Source organism: Streptomyces sp. NPDC045026 (genome assembly GCF_056432625.1).
In genome coordinates this window covers 730,992-747,617 of record NZ_JBWKIS010000002.1, presented here as the reverse complement: position 1 = coordinate 747,617, position 16,626 = coordinate 730,992, and the positions used below count along the sequence as shown (strand labels likewise).

General features: G+C 71.7%; 20 protein-coding genes. 10 read left to right on the top strand and 10 right to left on the bottom strand.

The features are described 5' to 3' along the window. The first annotated feature begins 27 nt into the window (after positions 1–27). Complete coding sequence (locus tag AC07EJ_RS07225) at positions 28–2,316, top strand: protein kinase domain-containing protein (protein WP_478883911.1); 2,289 nt, start codon at positions 28–30, stop codon at positions 2,314–2,316. Between the two features lie 99 nt (positions 2,317–2,415). Here the strand turns inward: AC07EJ_RS07225 and AC07EJ_RS07220 are convergent, their stop codons facing one another. Together AC07EJ_RS07220 and AC07EJ_RS07215 are read right to left on the bottom strand one after the other, a co-directional pair. Continuing rightward, positions 2,416–2,835, bottom strand: coding sequence for a CBS domain-containing protein (locus AC07EJ_RS07220; RefSeq protein ID WP_389475289.1), 420 nt, complete (start codon positions 2,833–2,835; stop codon positions 2,416–2,418). A 127-nt stretch (positions 2,836–2,962) separates the two neighbouring features. After that, positions 2,963–3,613: a nucleoside/nucleotide kinase family protein gene (locus AC07EJ_RS07215; protein ID WP_478883910.1), complete on the bottom strand. Its 651-nt coding sequence runs from the start codon at positions 3,611–3,613 to the stop codon at positions 2,963–2,965. A gap of 123 nt (positions 3,614–3,736) precedes the next feature. Between AC07EJ_RS07215 and AC07EJ_RS07210 the strand changes: the two genes are divergently transcribed. The 3 genes from AC07EJ_RS07210 to AC07EJ_RS07200 all read left to right on the top strand — a co-directional run bounded on the left by AC07EJ_RS07210 (position 3,737) and on the right by AC07EJ_RS07200 (position 6,716). Continuing rightward, positions 3,737–4,459 carry a DUF2293 domain-containing protein gene (locus tag AC07EJ_RS07210; RefSeq protein WP_389475285.1) on the top strand — a complete coding sequence of 241 codons (723 nt, stop codon included), beginning with the start codon at positions 3,737–3,739 and terminating at the stop codon, positions 4,457–4,459. 181 nt (positions 4,460–4,640) lie between these two features. Beyond that, positions 4,641–5,120 (top strand): anthrone oxygenase family protein, encoded by a 480-nt coding sequence (locus AC07EJ_RS07205; protein ID WP_389475283.1) that lies wholly within the window; start codon positions 4,641–4,643, stop codon positions 5,118–5,120. A 105-nt stretch (positions 5,121–5,225) separates the two neighbouring features. Beyond that, positions 5,226–6,716 carry a glutamate synthase subunit beta gene (locus tag AC07EJ_RS07200; RefSeq protein WP_389475281.1) on the top strand — a complete coding sequence of 497 codons (1,491 nt, stop codon included), beginning with the start codon at positions 5,226–5,228 and terminating at the stop codon, positions 6,714–6,716. A 26-nt stretch (positions 6,717–6,742) separates the two neighbouring features. On the opposite strand, the gene AC07EJ_RS07195 is transcribed toward AC07EJ_RS07200, so the two are convergent. Continuing rightward, the gene (locus AC07EJ_RS07195) at positions 6,743–7,267 is read right to left on the bottom strand and encodes a carboxymuconolactone decarboxylase family protein (protein ID WP_478883909.1); all 525 of its coding nucleotides are present in this window, start codon (positions 7,265–7,267) and stop codon (positions 6,743–6,745) included. Between the two features lie 47 nt (positions 7,268–7,314). Between AC07EJ_RS07195 and pdxR the strand changes: the two genes are divergently transcribed. Beyond that, positions 7,315–8,736, top strand: coding sequence for a MocR-like pyridoxine biosynthesis transcription factor PdxR (pdxR, locus tag AC07EJ_RS07190; RefSeq protein ID WP_478883908.1), 1,422 nt, complete (start codon positions 7,315–7,317; stop codon positions 8,734–8,736). A 72-nt stretch (positions 8,737–8,808) separates the two neighbouring features. Here pdxR and AC07EJ_RS07185 read toward each other — a convergent pair whose 3' ends face one another. Further along, positions 8,809–9,081, bottom strand: a complete 273-nt coding sequence (locus tag AC07EJ_RS07185; protein ID WP_389475275.1) for a DUF397 domain-containing protein — start codon at positions 9,079–9,081, stop codon at positions 8,809–8,811. After that, the gene (locus AC07EJ_RS07180) at positions 9,082–9,951 is read right to left on the bottom strand and encodes a helix-turn-helix domain-containing protein (protein ID WP_389475273.1); all 870 of its coding nucleotides are present in this window, start codon (positions 9,949–9,951) and stop codon (positions 9,082–9,084) included. A 344-nt stretch (positions 9,952–10,295) separates the two neighbouring features. Between AC07EJ_RS07180 and AC07EJ_RS07175 the strand changes: the two genes are divergently transcribed. Both AC07EJ_RS07175 and AC07EJ_RS07170 read left to right on the top strand, forming a co-directional pair. Further along, entirely contained in the window at positions 10,296–10,949 is a 654-nt protein-coding gene (locus AC07EJ_RS07175; protein WP_478883907.1) for an ATP-binding protein, read from the top strand. Continuing rightward, on the top strand, positions 10,937–11,389 hold the full coding sequence (locus tag AC07EJ_RS07170) for a hypothetical protein (RefSeq protein ID WP_478883906.1): 453 nt from the start codon (positions 10,937–10,939) through the stop codon (positions 11,387–11,389). Before AC07EJ_RS07175 ends, AC07EJ_RS07170 begins: the two co-directional genes overlap by 13 nt. Before the next feature lie 23 nt (positions 11,390–11,412). On the opposite strand, the gene AC07EJ_RS07165 is transcribed toward AC07EJ_RS07170, so the two are convergent. Both AC07EJ_RS07165 and AC07EJ_RS07160 read right to left on the bottom strand, forming a co-directional pair. Beyond that, positions 11,413–11,592 (bottom strand): hypothetical protein, encoded by a 180-nt coding sequence (locus AC07EJ_RS07165; protein ID WP_389475267.1) that lies wholly within the window; start codon positions 11,590–11,592, stop codon positions 11,413–11,415. Positions 11,593–11,744: 152 nt separating this feature from the next. Further along, positions 11,745–12,428: a DUF899 domain-containing protein gene (locus tag AC07EJ_RS07160; RefSeq protein WP_389475265.1), complete on the bottom strand. Its 684-nt coding sequence runs from the start codon at positions 12,426–12,428 to the stop codon at positions 11,745–11,747. Positions 12,429–12,639: 211 nt separating this feature from the next. On the opposite strand from AC07EJ_RS07160, the gene AC07EJ_RS07155 reads away from it, so the two are divergent. After that, entirely contained in the window at positions 12,640–13,479 is an 840-nt protein-coding gene (locus AC07EJ_RS07155) for a trypsin-like serine peptidase (RefSeq protein ID WP_389475263.1), read from the top strand. Between the two features lie 176 nt (positions 13,480–13,655). Here AC07EJ_RS07155 and AC07EJ_RS07150 read toward each other — a convergent pair whose 3' ends face one another. From AC07EJ_RS07150 to AC07EJ_RS07140, 3 genes are read right to left on the bottom strand one after another with little or no spacing between them, the layout of a single operon-like run. Further along, entirely contained in the window at positions 13,656–14,417 is a 762-nt protein-coding gene (locus AC07EJ_RS07150) for a nucleotidyltransferase family protein (protein ID WP_389475261.1), read from the bottom strand. Positions 14,418–14,434: 17 nt separating this feature from the next. Further along, complete coding sequence (locus tag AC07EJ_RS07145) at positions 14,435–14,647, bottom strand: DUF397 domain-containing protein (RefSeq protein WP_389475259.1); 213 nt, start codon at positions 14,645–14,647, stop codon at positions 14,435–14,437. Continuing rightward, a complete protein-coding gene (locus AC07EJ_RS07140) occupies positions 14,644–15,474 on the bottom strand; it encodes a helix-turn-helix domain-containing protein (protein WP_389475257.1) in 831 nt (276 codons plus the stop codon). Before AC07EJ_RS07140 ends, AC07EJ_RS07145 begins: the two co-directional genes overlap by 4 nt. Before the next feature lie 252 nt (positions 15,475–15,726). On the opposite strand from AC07EJ_RS07140, the gene AC07EJ_RS07135 reads away from it, so the two are divergent. Next, on the top strand, positions 15,727–16,137 hold the full coding sequence (locus AC07EJ_RS07135) for an ATP-binding protein (protein WP_389475255.1): 411 nt from the start codon (positions 15,727–15,729) through the stop codon (positions 16,135–16,137). 60 nt (positions 16,138–16,197) lie between these two features. Next, on the top strand, positions 16,198–16,611 hold the full coding sequence (locus tag AC07EJ_RS07130) for a (2Fe-2S) ferredoxin domain-containing protein (RefSeq protein WP_389475253.1): 414 nt from the start codon (positions 16,198–16,200) through the stop codon (positions 16,609–16,611). Positions 16,612–16,626: the final 15 nt, after the last annotated feature.

The following is a 16,626-nucleotide window of genomic DNA, read 5'->3' as shown; positions in this document are numbered from 1 at the left end:
ATGTCAGCCACGGGGGGAGGGCGGCCGATGGCTCTGCGCGAGGGTGATCCCGAGTCGATCGGCGAGTATGCGATCGAGTCGCGGATCGGCACCGGCGGCATGGGTGTCGTCTACCTCGGCCGGTCCGCCTCCGGCAGGGCGGTCGCCGTCAAGGTCGTGCACACGCAGTACGCGGACGATCCTGACTTCCGTGCCAGGTTCCGGCAGGAGGTCGCGGCCGCGCGGCGCGTGAGCGGCGCGTTCACCGCACCCGTCGTGGACGCCGATCCCGAGGCCGAGCTGCCGTGGATGGCGACGGCGTACGTCGACGGGGACACCCTCGCCCAGCGGGTGACGGCGTCGGGCCCTCTGCGGTGGCCGCAGCTGCGCCGCCTCGGCGTCGAGCTCGCCGAGGCGCTACGGGAGATCCATCGCGCCGAGGTCGTCCACCGTGATCTGAAGCCGAGCAATGTGCTGCTCCTCGACACCGGGAGCGCGGGCGGCGGGGCCGACGGTGCCGTGCGGGTGATCGACTTCGGCATCTCGCGCGCGGCACACAGTGACGTCCGTACGCAGACGGGCCTGGTGATGGGCTCGCCGCCGTTCATGGCGCCCGAGCAGTTCAGCAGCCCACGCGACGTGGGACCGCCGGTCGACGTCTTCTCGCTCGGCGCGCTCCTGGTGTACGCGGCCACGGGCCGCAGCCCGTTCGAGGCGGAGAACGCGTATCTGGCGGCGTACCAGACCGTGCACAACGACCCTGAACTCGGCCGCCTTCCGGGGCTGTTGCGTCCGCTGGTCCTGTCCTGCCTCGCCAAGTCGCCGCAGGACCGGCCCACTCCGGACGCGGTGCGCGAGGCGCTGGCCGCGCTTTCGGAGGAGCCGTCGGGCACGGAGCCGGAGAGCGTCCCGAGCGCGGTCGACCGGCCCACCGCCACCCTCACCGCCTCCGCCGAGGCCTCAGCGGGGAACGGCTCCGCGACGCTCCCGCCCGGCACCACAAGCGGCACCACCACCCCCGACACCCCGGTCGCGCAGCAAGCCCCCGCCTCCCCGCGGCACCTCGGCCGCGCCCGGCGCATCAAGATCGCCGTGAGCGTCGTGGCCGTCCTCGCGGCCGCCGTCGTAGGAGTCGGCGTCACCTCGACGAGCGGCGAGGGCGAGGCCGTGCACCAGGACGCGCGCCCCGGCGTCCCGGACGGCTGGCGCCCCTGGCACACGGACCTCACTGCCGCCGACGACAAGGGGGCCGACGGCAAGGGGAAGGACAAGCTCCCGGCGTCGATGATGCCGGACATGCCGTCCTGCACCCCGTCCGCTCTCGGCGTCTACTGCTCCTCGGCGAAGAGGGCGCTGTTCCGGCTGGACCCGCTGACGGGCCGCACCGACTGGACGAAGCCGATGCACCGCCCGGCCCGGGTCGGCGGATTCACCGTCACGGACCCGAAGGTGGTGGGCGACCGCGTCCTCGCCCTGAGCGACGACGGCAGCGAGGGCATCGACGCGTTCGACGCCACCAGCGGCCGCAAGGTGTGGCGCTTCAAGGGCCCGCAGGCCGAGTTCTCCTTTCTGAGCGGTGTGGTCGTCGTGCACGTGGGCAAGCTCGGCGCGTCGAACACGGCGACGTACGCGGCTCTCGATCCGCGCACGGGGCGGGAGTTGTGGCGCCGCACCCTCACCAGCGACTCCCCCGGGCCGCTGTACGCAGGCCCGGACGGCACGCTCGTGGCAGACCTGCGCCACACGCGGACCGGCGACAGGACCGTCGCCCGCCTCGACGCGCGCACCGGCAAGACCCTCGGCCGGGTGACCGCACCCAAGGGCGACCTGTGGCTGGCGACGGTGCACGACGGCACGGCGTACTACGCGCGCTGGGAGAACGACTCGGGGGCCTCGTCCCGCACCTTCATCCAGGATCTGACGTCGGGCGCCGTGCGCTCCGTCGACTTCCCGTGGGCGGTCGAGCCCGAGGCGCCGCCACTCGTGCGCGGGGGCGTGATGTACGTCTTCGACTACGCGAACGAAATGGTGCTCGCCCTCGACCTCAAGCGCGGCAAGGCGCTGTGGACGACGTCGCGGGAGCTGCGCGTCTTCAGCGAGCCGTCGGTGCGGGGCACGACGCTCTACGCGACGACGCCGGACAGCAGCGTCGTCGCGATCAACACCCGTACGGGCAGGGAGCGTTGGCGAACGAAGCCCGCGATGGCGGCGGACGGCGGGAAGAGCGGCACGGTCGACGAGCGGTCACCGAGCCCGGTCGCCCCCCTGCCCGTGGGCGGGGTTCTGTACGCGGTGACGGACAGCGGACCGTTCTCGGTGGCGGCGGGCCGCTCCTAGGGTCTTTCGTTTGTTTCGTTTGCATCAGACCCAGGGCGGCGGCCCGACGGATGGTGACCTCAAAGACTCAATGGCCCAAAGGCCCCCAAGGTTCCAAGGTCAGCTCCTTGCGTAGACACTCTCGACCCAGTGCGACATCTGGTCGTCGGTCAGATGCTGCGCGAGGTCGGCCTCGCTGATCACGCCGACGAGGCGCTTGTTCTCGATGACGGGGAGCCGGCGGATCTGGTGGTCCTGCATCTCCTGGAGGACCTCGTCGACGTCGGCGCCCGAGTCGATCCAGCGGGGCGTCCCCTGGGCGAGGTCACCTGCGGTGATCTTGGCGGGGTCGTGACCTATGGCCACACAGCCGACCACGATGTCGCGGTCCGTGAGGATCCCGCAGAGGCGTTCGTTCTCGTCGCTGATGGGCAGCGCGCCCACGTTCAGCTGACGCATGAGCTGGGCGGCGCGGTCCAGGGTCTCGTGGGCGGGGATCCACTGCGCACCGCGGTGCATGATGTCTCCGGCGGTGGTCATGAGTACCTCCCGGTGCCGGTGGCCGGCGCGGCACGGAGGCGCCGCAGGTCCCGGCGCAATCCATTCTCTCCGGGCTGCCCTGGGCCCGCACCTGGGTGCGGCCCCGTACTCGAGCGGGAGCAGTCCGTTACGAGGGGAGCCCGCCCCAGGCCGGATGCCGGGGGTCGTCCGCCCGTACGACGACGTCCGCCGTGCCGGCCGGGTCCGTCTCGCTCGCGTAGCGCTCGAAGGCCGGCAGCGTCCACTGCGCGTCGTCGGCCGTACGCCGCCGGAGCGCGCCCGGCGACAGGCTCAGGTGCACGGTCAGGTCGAACGGGAACCAGTGCCCCATCAGCAGCGGCCCGTGCAGCAACAGGACGCCGCCGGGCGGCAGTTCGACGTAGGCGCTGCGTGTCGCGCGGTCGGCCGCCGGGTCCCACAGGTCCGGCAGGACCCGTCCCGTGCCGCCCGGTTCGAGGGGCCCGAAGACCTCGCGCCACAGTGCGGCCGTGTCGAACCAGCCGCTGTAGTACGCCTCCACGTCCTCGCGCCCGTACTCGAAGCGCAGCGAGGCGGGCCGCAGGAATCCGCCCGTGCCGACGGCGAGCGAGGGACGTCCGCGCACGCGCAGCGCCTCACCGACGAGTTCGGCGAGGTCACCGGGGCGGGCGGCCGGCGGGCCGTCGACGGCGATGCGCGGCCACGGGCTCCCGTCGGCCGGCTTCAGTTCGAGCAGCCGCTCGGCGAGGGCGCCGCCGAGCCGTTCCCAGGTGATCGCTTCGAGTCGCACGCGCCTCATGATGCCTCGCACGCCGGACGGGAGCCGAAGGGGACCCGGACCCCGGACCCCAGACCCCGGCCCGGACCCGGACCCCGGACCCCTGCGACGCGTTCGCGCCCGCACGCGGGGAATGAACCGCGTATGACCGCCACGGCCGGGCCCGACCGGTCCCCCCACCACCGGACTCCCCCGCCGTCCACCGGCCCCGGCGGGCCGGTCGTCGTGCAGCCGCTGAAGCGCCGGCAGTGCGCGGAGTGCCGGCGGGGGCCGCTGGACCTGCTGACCATGGAGGACGGGGCGCCGCGCTGCCTGGACTGCGCGGACCTCGGGCATCTCGTGTATCTGCCGCGCGGCGACTGGGCGCTCACCCGCCGTGCCAGGGAAGGCAGTTCGCTGTCGGCGGTGGTCGTGCGCTTCCATCGGCGGCGCGGCCGTTACGAGCGTCAGGGCGTCCTCGTGGAGGAGGCGGCGCTGGCCCGTGCCGAGGAGCGGTGTCTGGCGGACGCCGATGCGCGGGCCAGGCGCCGGGCGCGGGACGCGGCGCGCAGGGCGGCACAGGACGCGTCCTTCACGGCCGCGTTCGCACGGGAGATCCTGCGGCTCTTCCCCGGCTGCCCGCCGGACCGCGCGGCGGCGATCGCGACGCACGCGTCCCTGCGCGGCAGCGGCCGGGTGGGGCGCAGCGCGGCGGGCCGCGCCCTGTCCCGGGCCGCGGTGACGGCGGCGGTGCGGGCGGCGGTGCGGCACACGGAGACCGCGTACGACGCGTTGCTGATGAGCGGGGTGCGGCGGGGCGAGGCCAGACGGAGAATCGAGGGACCGCTGGAGGCCGTACTGGCCGCGTGGCGCGCGCGGGAATCGTGAGACACGCATACGCATGCACGTACGTGCACACGACACATGCATGCCCGTGTGTACGTCACATGCACATGTACATGCACGTGTACGTGTACGTGTACGCCGCACGGTGGCGGCCGCCCCCTCCGTGCGGCAGGATCTTGACCGGACCGCGACGCCAACGGCGCCGCCGGCAAGGGGGGTTGTGATGATCGAGGGACCGTACTTCGCGCTCACCGTCCTGGGCGCGCTCGCCTGCGGGGTGTCGGCGGGCGTCTTCATCGCGTTCTCGGCCTTCGTGATGAAGGGGCTCGCGGCGCTGCCGCCCGCGCAGGGCATCGCGGCGATGCAGGCGATCAACGTCGCGGCGGTCAGCCCGGCGTTCATGGTGGTGTTCCTGGGGGCCGCGGTGCTGTGCGTGGTGCTCGCCGTCGTGACGTTCGTGCTCTGGCCCGAGCAGGGCACCGTGGAGCTGCTGCTCGGCAGCGCGTTCCAGCTCGTCGGCGCGTTCGGCGTGACCGTCGCCGCGAACATCCCGCGCAACGACGCGCTCGCGAAGCTCGACCCCGAGGCGCCGGACAGCGCGGGACCGTGGCGTACGTACGTGTCCGAGTGGCTGATGTGGAACCACATCAGGGGTGGTGCGTCGCTGGCCGCGTCGGCCTCGTTCATCCTCGCCCTGACCTGAGCCTTCGCCGCCCGCCACGCCTCTTGCGCACCGCAGGAACACGCCTCTGCACACCGGGGGAAACGGACGTATCGTGGCGAGAAGGACACGGCAAGGGAGACGGCCATGGCCGACCCCAAGGGCTTTCTCACCACCCCGCGGCAGGAGTGGCCGCGCCGCCCTGTCGGCGAGCGGGTCCGTGACTGGGACGAGGTGTACGTCCCCGGGGCTCTCCTTCCGATCATCGAGGCGCAGGCCGACCGCTGCATGGACTGCGGAGTCCCGTTCTGTCACGAGGCGTGCCCGCTCGGGAACCTGATTCCGGAGTGGAACGACCTCGTGTCACGCGACGACTGGCGGGCGGCGAGCGACCGGCTGCACGCCACGAACAACTTTCCCGAGTTCACCGGACGCCTGTGCCCCGCGCCGTGCGAGGCGGGCTGTGTCCTGGCGATCAACCAGCCGGCGGTGACCATCAAGAACGTGGAGGTCGCCATCGCCGACCGCGCGTGGCAGGACGGCCTCACCCCGCCCAAGCCGCCCGACCGGCTGTCCGGCCGCACGGTCGCCGTGGTCGGCTCGGGCCCGGCGGGACTCGCGGCCGCCCAGCAGCTCACGCGGGCCGGACACACGGTGGCGGTCTTCGAGCGGGACGACCGGCCGGGCGGACTGATGCGGTACGGCATCCCCGCCTTCAAGATGGAGAAGCGCCATCTGGACCGCAGGCTCGCGCAGTTGAGGGACGAGGGGGTGCACTTTCGTACGTCGACGGAGGTGGGCCGCGACATCGGCGCGGCCGAACTGCGGTCCCGCTACGACGCCGTGGTCCTCGCGGTCGGCGCCACGGCCTGGCGCGAACTGGACGTGCCGGGGCGGGAGTTGACCGGAATCGTGCAGGCGATGGAGTACCTGCCGCTGGCCAACCGCGTGTGCGAGGGCGACCTCGACGCCTCTCCCCTGTCGGCCGAGGGCAAGCACGTCGTGATCGTCGGTGGCGGCGACACCGGCGCCGACTGCCTGGGCACGGCGGTGCGCGAGGGCGCCGCGTCCGTCACGCAGCTGGACATCTACGGGCAGCCGGACGCCGAGCGCGACGAGCTGACCGAGCCCTGGCCGACGTACCCGAAGATCTACCGGCTGTCGGCCGCCCACGAGGAGGCCGGGGAGCTGCGGACCGCGCCCGCGGCGGACGCCGACGCGCGGCTGTTCGCGGCGTCCACGCTCCGTTTCGAGGGGGACGAGTGGGGCCGGGTGAGGGCGCTGCATCTCGTCGAGGTCGATGAGGCGCGGCGGCCCAGGGAGGGCACGTCCCGGGAGCTGCCTGCCGATCTGGTGCTGCTCGCCCTCGGCTTCTCGGGGCCCGAGCGCGGCGCGGAGGGCCCGGTCGGCCAGCTCGGCCTGGCCGTGGAGCCGCGCGGCACGCTCGCCCGGAACGCGCGGTTCACGACCTCGGTGCCCGGCGTGTTCGCGGCCGGTGACGCGGCCCGCGGCCAGTCGCTCATCGTGTGGGCGATCGCCGAGGGCCGCTCGGCCGCCGCCGCGGTGGACCACTGGCTGACCGGCTCGACGCAGCTGCCCGCGCCGATCGGGCCGTACGACCGTCCGATGACGACCTGAGCCCGCCGCCGGTCAGCACTCGCCGCTCATCGGCGCTCGTCGGTGCCCGCGACCTTGCCGGTCGACAGGGCGACCCGGTTCCAGGTGTTGATCGTGAGGATCAGGGACAGGACGTGGGCCAGCTCCTGCTCGTCGAACTGGGCGGCGGCCTCGGCGTAGACGTCGTCGGGGACGCCGCCGTCGGCGATCAGCGTGACGGCTTCGGTGAGCGCGAGTGCCGCGCGCTCCCGGGCGCTGAAGAAGTGCTGGGCCTCGCGCCACACGGCCACCATGTGCAGCCGGTCCTCGCTCTCGCCGGCCTTGCGCGCGTCGTTGGTGTGCATGTGGAGGCAGTACGCGCAGTGGTTGAGGTGCGAGGCGCGGATCTGGATCAGCTCGACCAGGGCCGGGTCGAGGCCCTCGCGGGCGGCGGCGTCGAAGCCGACGAGGGCGCGGAAGACCTTGGGGGCGGCCTTCGCGAAGTCGATACGGCCGGCGGAGTGGGTGTGACCGGCGGACTGGGTGTGGGCGGTGGTGTTCGCGGTGGCGGTGGTGCTCGTGTTCGTCGTCATGACCATGAACCTACGGGCCGGATAGACCTCTTGTAGGGTGCATTTCCATGGCAGATTCATGGGTCAATTCTGCGGAGCGCATCGGCGCCGACCTCCATCTGGACCTGTCCGGGGCGGGCAGCCGCAGGGCCGCTCTCATGGGGGCGCTGCGCGATGCCGTGCGCTCGGGGCGGCTCACTCCCGGCACCCGGCTGCCGCCCTACCGTTCGCTCGCCGCCGACCTCGGCGTCGCCCGCAACACGGTCGCCGACGCGTACGCGGAGCTCGTCGCCGAAGGCTGGCTGACCGCGCGGCAGGGCTCGGGGACGCGCGTCGCCGAGCGGGCCGGGCCGCCCTCCCCCGGCCGCGTCCCGAAGAAGGGTCCGGTCCGCGCACACGGGCCACGGCACGACCTCCGCCAGGGCACCCCGGACGCGTCGTCCTTCCCGCGCGCGGAGTGGGCGGCCGCGTACCGGCGCGCGCTCCAGGCCGCGCCGAACGAGGCGTTCGGGCCGGGCGATCCGCAGGGCCGCGTCGAGCTGCGGGAGGCGCTCACGGAGTATCTGGCCCGCGCGCGCGGCGTGCGCACGGAGCCGGACCGCATCGTGATCTGCTCCGGCTTCGCGCACGCCCTGCGCCTTCTGTTCGACGGCCGGGTGCTGCGCGGACCGCTCGCCGTGGAGTCGTACGGGCTCGGCTTCCACCGCGAGATCCTGGCGGCGGCCGGGGTGCGGACGCTGTCCCTGACGCTCGACGAACACGGCGCACGCGTCGGGGAGTTGACGGCTGGTGCGGGCCGGGCGAGGGCGGCGCTGCTGACGCCCGCGCACCAGTTCCCCACGGGCGGGCCGCTGCACGCGGAGCGGCGTACGGCGGTCGTCGACTGGGCACGCGCGCGTGGCGGGCTGATCGTGGAGGACGACTACGACGGCGAGTTCCGCTACGACCGCAGGCCCGTCGGCGCGGTACAGGGCCTGGATCCCGAACGGGTGGTCTATGTCGGCTCGGTGAGCAAGAGCCTGTCGCCGGCGCTGCGGCTCGGCTGGATGGTGCTGCCGCGGGGTCTTGTGGGGGACGCCGTCGCGGTGAAGGGCGAGCGGGAGGCGTGGGCGAGCGTGCCGGACCAGCTGGCGCTCGCGGACTTCCTGGTCTCGGGGGCGTACGACCGGCATGTGCGCCGGATGCGGCAGCGGTACCGGGGGCGGCGCGACCGTCTGGTGGAGGCGCTCACCGAGCGGGCGCCCGGGGTGGCGGCCACCGGGATCGCGGCCGGACTGCACGCGGTGCTGCGGCTGCCCCCGGGGACCGAGCGGTCCGTGGTCAAGGCCGCCTCGTGGGGCGGTGTCGCCCTCGACGGCCTCGCGGAGTTCCGCCACCCGGAGGCGACGATGCCGCACGCGGACGGCCTGGTGGTGGGGTACTCGACGCCGTCGGACCACGCCTACGGCGCCGCGCTGGACGCCCTGTGCGGGGTGCTGCCACCGGACTGAGATCCGGCCAAAGGCTGCCGGGCCCGCGGCCCGCGCACTCCGCCGGCTCAGGAGAACAGAAAGTCCGCCGGCTCACGAGAGCAGAAAGTCCGCCGCCCCGGACTTCGCGCCCTCGATGAACGCGGTGATCTCGCCCGGGGTGTAGATCAGGGCGGGCCCGTCCGGGTCGGCCGACTGACGCATCGCGACCCGGCCGTCGGCCAGCTTCATCGCTTCCACGCAGTTGCCCCCGTTGCCACCGCTCCAGGGCTTGTGCCAGCCCTCGGTGCCGAGTTCGCGGGCGGGCATCCCGTTGTAGATGACCTCCCCGTCGACACCTCGTATGCGGGCCTTGATCCGATCCATTCACAGCTCCTTGCGGAAATCCCGGAGGATGTCCTTTGTGCGATGTGCCGTCGCGGCGTGCGCCGCCATGCGGTCCATGACCTCCAGGTGGGTGGCCACCTCGGGGCGCGCGTCGAGGTAGACCGCGCCGGTCAGGTACTCGCTGTAGACCATGTCCGGCAGTTCTGACATGGCAAATCGGAACAACACGAAGGGGCCGTACGTGCCGGGGTGCGGGCCGGAGGCGAATTCGGCGATCTGCAGCGTCACGTTGGCCAGCTCCGTGACCTCGAGGAGCCGGTCGATCTGGCCGCGCATCACGTCGGGGCCGCCGACGGGGCGGCGCAGCGCGGTCTCGTCCATGACCATCCACAGGCGCGGGGCGTCCTCGCGGGTGATCAGCTCCTGGCGCTGCATCCGGAGTGCGACATGCCGCTCGACGACGTCGGGGTCCTCCGCGAGGGCGCGGCCGACGGCTCCGGAGCGCAGCACTCCACGCGCGTAGTCCTCGGTCTGCAGGAGCCCGGGAACGAAGTGGGGTTCGTACGACCGGATGAGGCTGGCGGCGCCCTCCAGGCTCACGTACATCGAGAACCAGCCGGGCAGGATGTCGTGGAACCGCTGCCACCAGCCTGGCTTGTTGGCCTCTTCGGCGAGGGTGACGAAGGCTTCCGCCTCTTCGTCGGTGACGTCGTAGGACTTCAGGAGCAGCTGGAGGTACGGGATCTTGAGGCCGACCTCGGCCATTTCCATGCGGCGGACCGTGGCGGGGGCGACGCGGAGGACTTTGGCGGCGTCCTCGCGCTTGAGCCCGGCGCGTTCGCGCAGGTCCTGGAGACGTCGGCCGAGGACGACCTGGCCAACGGTCGGAGCGGACCGCGGTTCGCTCACGCCCCTCTACCTCCCAGTCGTCCCTGTGGTCCTGTTGCGGTCGCGCGCGTGGTCGCGCTCCCAGAGGGAAGCCGGGCCGCCCCGACGCCCGGTCATTCCGGGCAACTTCCCTGAAATCGTAGGCACTTTCGCCATGGCGGGCCGCCGTACGGCACACCGCCGACAGCAGTGTGCCACGGCTCAGCGCCCGAGCACACTGCACTCTGCACTTTTCAGAGTGGCTCTTGCCAAGTGTTCACGACGGGGAGATAGTGGCAAGCGTGACTCCGTCCGTGCCGTTAGGAACAGAAGTCGGCGAAGCTACGCTCGGTGACGAAGCCGATGCGCGCTCCGGCGCCGCGTCCGTGCGCCGCAGCAGCTTCGAACTGGCTCCCCACCCGGGCTCTGCCGCTCAGGCCCGGAAGCTGACGCGCGCCCACCTCAGCGGCTGGGCAGTGTGCGATGACACCTGCGACGCGGCCGCCCTGGTCATCTCCGAACTGGTCACGAACGCGATCGTCCACACCGCGAGCAGCCGCATAGTGTGCGAGCTCCACGACTGTGACGACCGGGTCCGGATAGCTGTGCGTGACGAGGGCTGGGCCCCCGGTGAGCCGCATCCCTCCCGCCGCGTCGCGCCGGAGGAGGAGCATGGGCGGGGCCTGCTGCTCGTGGCGGCGGTGAGTACCGCGTGGGGCGCGCAGGAGACCGGCCCCGGACTCCTCGTGTGGGCCGAGCTCGCACGCGACGCGGACAGCGCTCAGGACATGGGCGCCACCGGTGCCCAAGGACAGTCGGCCGTCGCGGGAACCGCTGCCATACCCGGGCCGCACCACAGCGGCGAATCGCACGCCGGCCGAGCGTCCGACTCCGCCGACACGGGACCGGGCACCGGACAGGACCCGGCCTTCGACACGCAGCAGTTCGAGTCAGAGTTCGAGACGGGGTTCGACACCGGCTTCGGCCCGGCCGCCGACTCCGGTACGGGGACAGGGGCGGGAACCGGATGGGTGTGGTGACGACGCGCACGATGGATCTCGACTCGCTGGTCCGCTTCTCACGGCAGCGACAGGTCCTGCGGACCGCCCCGCTCAGACTCGCCGTTCCCGACGGCATGACCGCCCCGCTCGGCTGCGACGCCGTGGCGGTCCCCGAGGCCTGCGGGCGCGCCATGGTCGCGCGGCTGCCGCGCATGGGGTGCGTGTACGCCGACGGTGACCGCTGGTGGTGGATCGTTCCCTCGGACTCGGATGTCGCCCTGGAGTGGCCGGCCCCGGCCAGTTACGCGGCGGGCGCACTGGTGCCTGACGCGCGGCGCGCGCCCGGACTGATCCACCGGCCCGACGGCAGCGTCCCGTACACCCCGCCGATCCCGCTCTATCTCGCGCTGTGCCGGGTCACCGGCACGACGCCCGCCTGGTCCCGCTCGATCGGCGCGGACGCCGCCGACGCCGCCTGAGCCGCACGCTCCGCCCTCCCGACTCAGCCCGCGACAGACTCGGCGCAGGGCACGATCACCAGGAAGGCGTCCGTCGCGAGGTCCATGACGACCTCCGCGGACTGACCCTCCATTCGCCGGTCCTGCGCGAACTCCTCGGCCGGCCACGACCCGCGCGGTCCCCCCGCGGGAAAGCGTTCAAGTACCACTCGTCCGTCGATCATCGTGCACCCCTGCCCCCGTCGTCGTACGTGCGCTGTCGCGCGTTCTTACGGAGAAGAACGCCCGCGAGGTGCCCGAGGGCTCGCAACATGACGACAATGAAACCGAGTTGAGACGCACGGCGCCGCCGGGTGAGCAGCACATGGCCGCCGCGTCAGTCCAGATACTCGTCGTGATAGCGGACCCGCGCGCTGCCCGCCGCGGCCCCGAGCGCCGACGCCCGCCCCCGCGGCTCCTCCCACTCCTCCTGCCGGCCGAGCGCGGTCAGGTCGAGCAGGCTCGTGAGGGAGCCGACGCCGTCGAGGCCCCGGCCCGTCGTGGAGTACGTGAGGTAGACCCGGTCGCCGTCACGCAGGAAGCAGCTGAGACCGGGCAGGTCGCGTGACTCCCCTTCGGACGCGAAGCCGAAGTCCTGGTTGAAGTCGCTCATGGCCGACGAGTACCAGGGCACGGTCCAGCCCATGCGGGCCTTGAACGGCAGGAGTTTGGTGAACGGCGCGCGTGACACGGCGGCGAACTCCGTGCCCCTGGCGCGCAGATGGGAGAGGTGGCCGATCTGGTCGAGGAACGCGGAGCAGGTGGGGCAGCCCGCGTCCTGGTCCGGGCCGAACATGAAGTGGTAGACGACCAGCTGGGAGCGGCCCTCGAACAGGTCGAGGAGCTCCGCCTTGCCGTCGGGCCCCTCGAAGGCGTACAGCTTCTCGATCTCCACCATGGGCAGTTCGCGGCGCTGTGCGTTGAGCGCGTCGCGGGCGCGGGTCACCGCCTCCTCCTTGGCGAGCAGTTCTTGGCGCGCGCCGAGCCACTCCTCGCGGGTGACGATGTTCGGCAGCCCCATGGGTCCTCCTCCGGTAGGTACTCCTCAGGTGGTTGACCGGGGGTCTTCGCGGAACTCATCGCTCGGCGGCAGAAAACTTTCGCACTTCTTCCGGGAGATCCGTTGTGTTCGCTGAGCATGCACTGTTGTCCGCTGACGCCGACACCACCACAATGCACATGTCAAAGCCGGTAGTTGACGGTTTCAGCAAGCAACGGGAGAGGACCCCCACATGAACAAGCCTCTCGTCGGTGCGGTGTTCGGCCTGCTCCTCATAGGAGCAACAGCCGCGCCCGCCACGGCAGTCGGAGCCCAGCACGAGGCGAAGGCCAAGGCCAAGGCGGTCACCTTCGCCGGGACGGTGGCACTCAGCAACTGCTCCGGTTCGGTCGTCCGCGTGCCGGACTCCCAGCCCACGGACCCGGCCCTGGTCATGTCCAACGGGCACTGCCTCGAGAGCGGATTCCCCGGACCGGGCGAGGTCATCGTCGACCAGCCGTCGTCCCGCACCTTCAGCCTGCTCAACTCCGCGGGCAGCAAGGTCGCGACGCTGCGCGCGGACAAGATCGCGTACGGCACGATGACGGACACGGACGTCTCGCTCTACCAACTCACCAGCACCTACGAGCAGATCGAGAACTCGTACGGCATCAAGGCCCTCGAACTGTCGGCCTCGCACCCCACGGCGGGCACGGCCATCACGGTCGTCTCCGGCTACTGGAAGAAGACCTACAGCTGCAACGTCGACGGCTTCGCGTACCGCCTCAAGGAGGGCGAGTGGACCTGGAAGGACTCGGTCCGCTACACCTCCACCTGCAACACGATCGGCGGCACCTCGGGCTCCCCCGTCGTCGACCAGGCGTCCGGCAAGGTCGTCGCGGTCAACAACACGGGCAACGAGGACGGCGCCCGCTGCACCGACAACAACCCGTGCGAGGTCGACGAGAACGGCAACGTCACGGTCCGCAAGGGCATCAACTACGCGCAGGAGACGTACGGGATCGTGCCGTGCGTCGGGATCGGCAACAAGATCGACCTGAGCGCGGCGGGCTGTGAACTGCCGAAGCCGTAACCGTAACTCCCCTGCCTAGGCGGCCAGTTCGGCGAGCATTCCTAGGCGGCCGGTTCCGCTCGCATTCCTAGGCGGCCGGTTCCGCGGGCAGCGCGTCGATCCGTTCGGCGCGCTGCTCCGGGACGCGGCCCGGGTCGTCGAGGTGCACGGGAACCTGCTCCTCTCGCATCGCCCGCTCAGGTCCTGCGCGCGGAGTCGACGGCGGTCTCCAGGAGGAGCCGAGTCCGGTCGACCACGTCCGTCAGGTCGCCCGACGCGCCCGCGAGCAGACTGTGCACGCCCAGCAGGCCGGCGCGCTCCAGGAGCCGCTTCTCGTTGGTGACCCACTCGCCGCGGGCGGCGAGGACGGCGTGCGCGGCCGACATCGCGGCCACGGCGACCGCGCCGTGGACCTCGGCCCTGCCTCCCGTGGGCGCGTTGTTGGCCTTCGCGTAGTGCAGCGTGCCGGAGGCCCGGCCCCACCACATCTCGGGGGCGGCCTTGCGCAGTGCCTCGGGGTAGCGGTCAGGGCGGGGCGTCGTACCGCGCAGCACCTGGTTGACGGCGAGCTCGGCGACGACGAGGTAGGTCGGGATCCCGGCCAGATGGAACATCAGCGGCTCCCAGCGAACCCGCCCCCGCTCGGCATCGGCCAACTCCCGCTCCACCACGTCGAGATCCCGGTAGTGGACGTCGACGCGCCGCCCGTCGACGGTCAGCCAGGCCCCGCCGTTGAAGACCCCGCCACCCCACCCCCCGATCTCGGAGACCTCCCCTTCCCACCCGACGCCCCGCAGGTCGTCCGGCTGGAAATCGCCCCGGTAGTAGATCGCGAAGTCCCAGTCGCTGTCGGGCCGTTGAGTGCCCTGGGCCCGCGACCCACCGAGCGCAACGGCCCGCACACCAGGAAGCGCGGCGAGCTGCTCGGCGACGTGGTCGGCGAAGAGGTCATCGGTCATGGCGCGCGCTACGGACATTACGCGGTGTGCCGGGCGGCAAACCCGACGAACTCGGTCCAGGCAGTCACCGTAAGGCTCACTACGGGGCCCGCCTCGTCCTTCGAGTCACGGACGTGCGTAAGGCCGAGCCGGGACGCGACCTCGACACACTCGCCGCCGTTCCCAGCGCTGTAACTGCTTTTGAACCAAGTCAGCTCATCACCGTTCGGCCCGGCCACTGCCCCGCTCATCTCTCTCCCAACAACTTCTCGATCAACGAAAGCGATTCGGCCGGTGTGAGCGCCTGCGCGCGGAGACTCCCGTACGCAGCTTCGATCTCCCGGACCTTTCCCCGCTCCGTATGGACGCGGCTGTCACCCTGGACCTCCGTGTAGGCGATCCTCCGCCCATCTCTGGTCTCCATCAAGGTGAACGGGCCAGCCAGTCCTGCATGTTCCAGGCGGGAGAGCGGCATCACCTGAATCTCGACGTTCCGCTTCTCACTGGCCAGAAGGAACTGCTCCAGCTGACCGCGCCAAACGACCTCCCCGCCAAGAGGACGGTGCAGTACAGCCTCCTCGATCACGAAGCTCATGTGAGGCGCCGGGCGCCGGGCGAAGATCTCCTGCCGCGCCAGGCGAGCGGCTACTCGCTGTTCGATGAGCACTTCATCAAGCAGCGGCCGCCACATCGCGAAGACCGCCCGCGCGTACTCCTCTGTCTGCAACAGCCCCGGCGCCGCCTGGGTCGCATACACATGCGACTCGACCGCATGCGCCTCATGCTGCGCCGCATCCCTGAAGAACGCCGGATACTGCGCCCGAGCCACCTCCTCCTTCCCCACCCTCAGGACCCCGCCCGCGTCCAGCACTTCATCAGCGAGGTCGATGAACTTGGGCGGCGGAATTCTTCTTCCCTGCTCGAACGACGCGATCGTCGACGCCGAGTACCCCGCCCGCGCCCCCAACTCCGCCCGGTCCAACCCCGCCCGTTCCCGGCACAGCTTCAGCTGACGCCCGAACACATGCAGAATCCCCGCCCCGGACTCGTACTCCCCCTCCGCCTGCTGCTCCTCCACACCCGGCACCTCCCGTACGCCCCTCCGCCGCCACGAACACCACGCAACCTCCCGCGACCAACGCGCCGCACGGAAAGCCGGTCACGCCTCACCGCGCGTACAACGGCACGCCAGCCACGTACAACGACCACCGGTCAGCGCGTCGTTCCTGTTCAAAGCTACGCACGGGCCACGACCGTTGACGGTATGAAGCCCGTAACTCCCCCTCAAAGGCATACGCCCCAACGCGCCTTACCCGTACACGAGTTCGCCATGCGGTTCACTTCGACCCCACGCGGCGCACGAGTCGCCCGCCGTCTCATCTCGCACCGTCTGAACGACTGGGGCCACCCCTACACCTCACCGACCAACGAGACCGTCACCCTCATCGCGGCGGAGCTGACCGCGAACGCCGTCCGCCACGGCCACGTCCCCGGCCGGGACTTCCACCTCCGCCTCACCGCCGAGGCCGACGGTGCCTTACGCGTCGAAGTCACCGACACCTGCGCCGAGAGGCTCCCCGTCACGGGAACGCCGGATCCGGACGGCGAGTCGGGCCGCGGCCTCCTCCTCGTCGACGCGCTCGCGGACGACTGGGGCGTCACCCCTCGCCCGTCCGCCCCCGGCAAGACGGTCTGGGCCGACCTTCATCATCACCCTGACCGCCGCGGCGGGCGCACATGACGGAGAATCGCTCCCGTACCTGTACGCGGGAGTTACGTGCCCGCCCGGACAAGGAGTTCTGTGCCCACCCGGACACCGATAGGCGCCGCCCGTACCCGCCCCTGCACCCTCGTGGTGTGCCGGGGCTGTTGCTGCGGCAATGCGGCGAAGTACCCCGGTTACGACCACGCGTGGCAGTTGGAGCGGCTGCGGGCCGCGGCCGAATCGTCCGGCGGGCGGGTCGCGGTGCGGGTGACGGACTGTCTGGGCCCGTGCGACCAGGCGAACGTCATGGTCGTGCAGCCGTCGGGCGAGGGCCGGCGACGGGGCGGACGCCCCGCGTGGATCGGCTGGTCGATGGGGGACGACGCGACGGACGAGATCCTGCGCTGGGCCGAGGCGGGCGGCCCCGGGATCGCCCCGGCCCCGGTCGCCCTGGAGCTCCAGTTCATCGAGACTCCCGGCGAACGGACCCGCCGCCGCACGCGCCGCTGACGGCGTACGCCTGAC

Coding starts and splice junctions, on each gene's coding strand:
- AC07EJ_RS07225 (WP_478883911.1), top strand. CDS start 28: ATGGCTCTGCGCGAGGGTGATCCCGAGTCGATCGGCGAGTATGCGATC.
- AC07EJ_RS07220 (WP_389475289.1), bottom strand. CDS start 2,835: ATGACCACCGCCGGAGACATCATGCACCGCGGTGCGCAGTGGATCCCC.
- AC07EJ_RS07215 (WP_478883910.1), bottom strand. CDS start 3,613: ATGAGGCGCGTGCGACTCGAAGCGATCACCTGGGAACGGCTCGGCGGC.
- AC07EJ_RS07210 (WP_389475285.1), top strand. CDS start 3,737: ATGACCGCCACGGCCGGGCCCGACCGGTCCCCCCACCACCGGACTCCC.
- AC07EJ_RS07205 (WP_389475283.1), top strand. CDS start 4,641: ATGATCGAGGGACCGTACTTCGCGCTCACCGTCCTGGGCGCGCTCGCC.
- AC07EJ_RS07200 (WP_389475281.1), top strand. CDS start 5,226: ATGGCCGACCCCAAGGGCTTTCTCACCACCCCGCGGCAGGAGTGGCCG.
- AC07EJ_RS07195 (WP_478883909.1), bottom strand. CDS start 7,267: ATGACGACGAACACGAGCACCACCGCCACCGCGAACACCACCGCCCAC.
- pdxR (WP_478883908.1), top strand. CDS start 7,315: ATGGCAGATTCATGGGTCAATTCTGCGGAGCGCATCGGCGCCGACCTC.
- AC07EJ_RS07185 (WP_389475275.1), bottom strand. CDS start 9,081: ATGGATCGGATCAAGGCCCGCATACGAGGTGTCGACGGGGAGGTCATC.
- AC07EJ_RS07170 (WP_478883906.1), top strand. CDS start 10,937: ATGGGTGTGGTGACGACGCGCACGATGGATCTCGACTCGCTGGTCCGC.
- AC07EJ_RS07165 (WP_389475267.1), bottom strand. CDS start 11,592: ATGATCGACGGACGAGTGGTACTTGAACGCTTTCCCGCGGGGGGACCG.
- AC07EJ_RS07160 (WP_389475265.1), bottom strand. CDS start 12,428: ATGGGGCTGCCGAACATCGTCACCCGCGAGGAGTGGCTCGGCGCGCGC.
- AC07EJ_RS07155 (WP_389475263.1), top strand. CDS start 12,640: ATGAACAAGCCTCTCGTCGGTGCGGTGTTCGGCCTGCTCCTCATAGGA.
- AC07EJ_RS07150 (WP_389475261.1), bottom strand. CDS start 14,417: ATGACCGATGACCTCTTCGCCGACCACGTCGCCGAGCAGCTCGCCGCG.
- AC07EJ_RS07145 (WP_389475259.1), bottom strand. CDS start 14,647: ATGAGCGGGGCAGTGGCCGGGCCGAACGGTGATGAGCTGACTTGGTTC.
- AC07EJ_RS07135 (WP_389475255.1), top strand. CDS start 15,727: ATGCGGTTCACTTCGACCCCACGCGGCGCACGAGTCGCCCGCCGTCTC.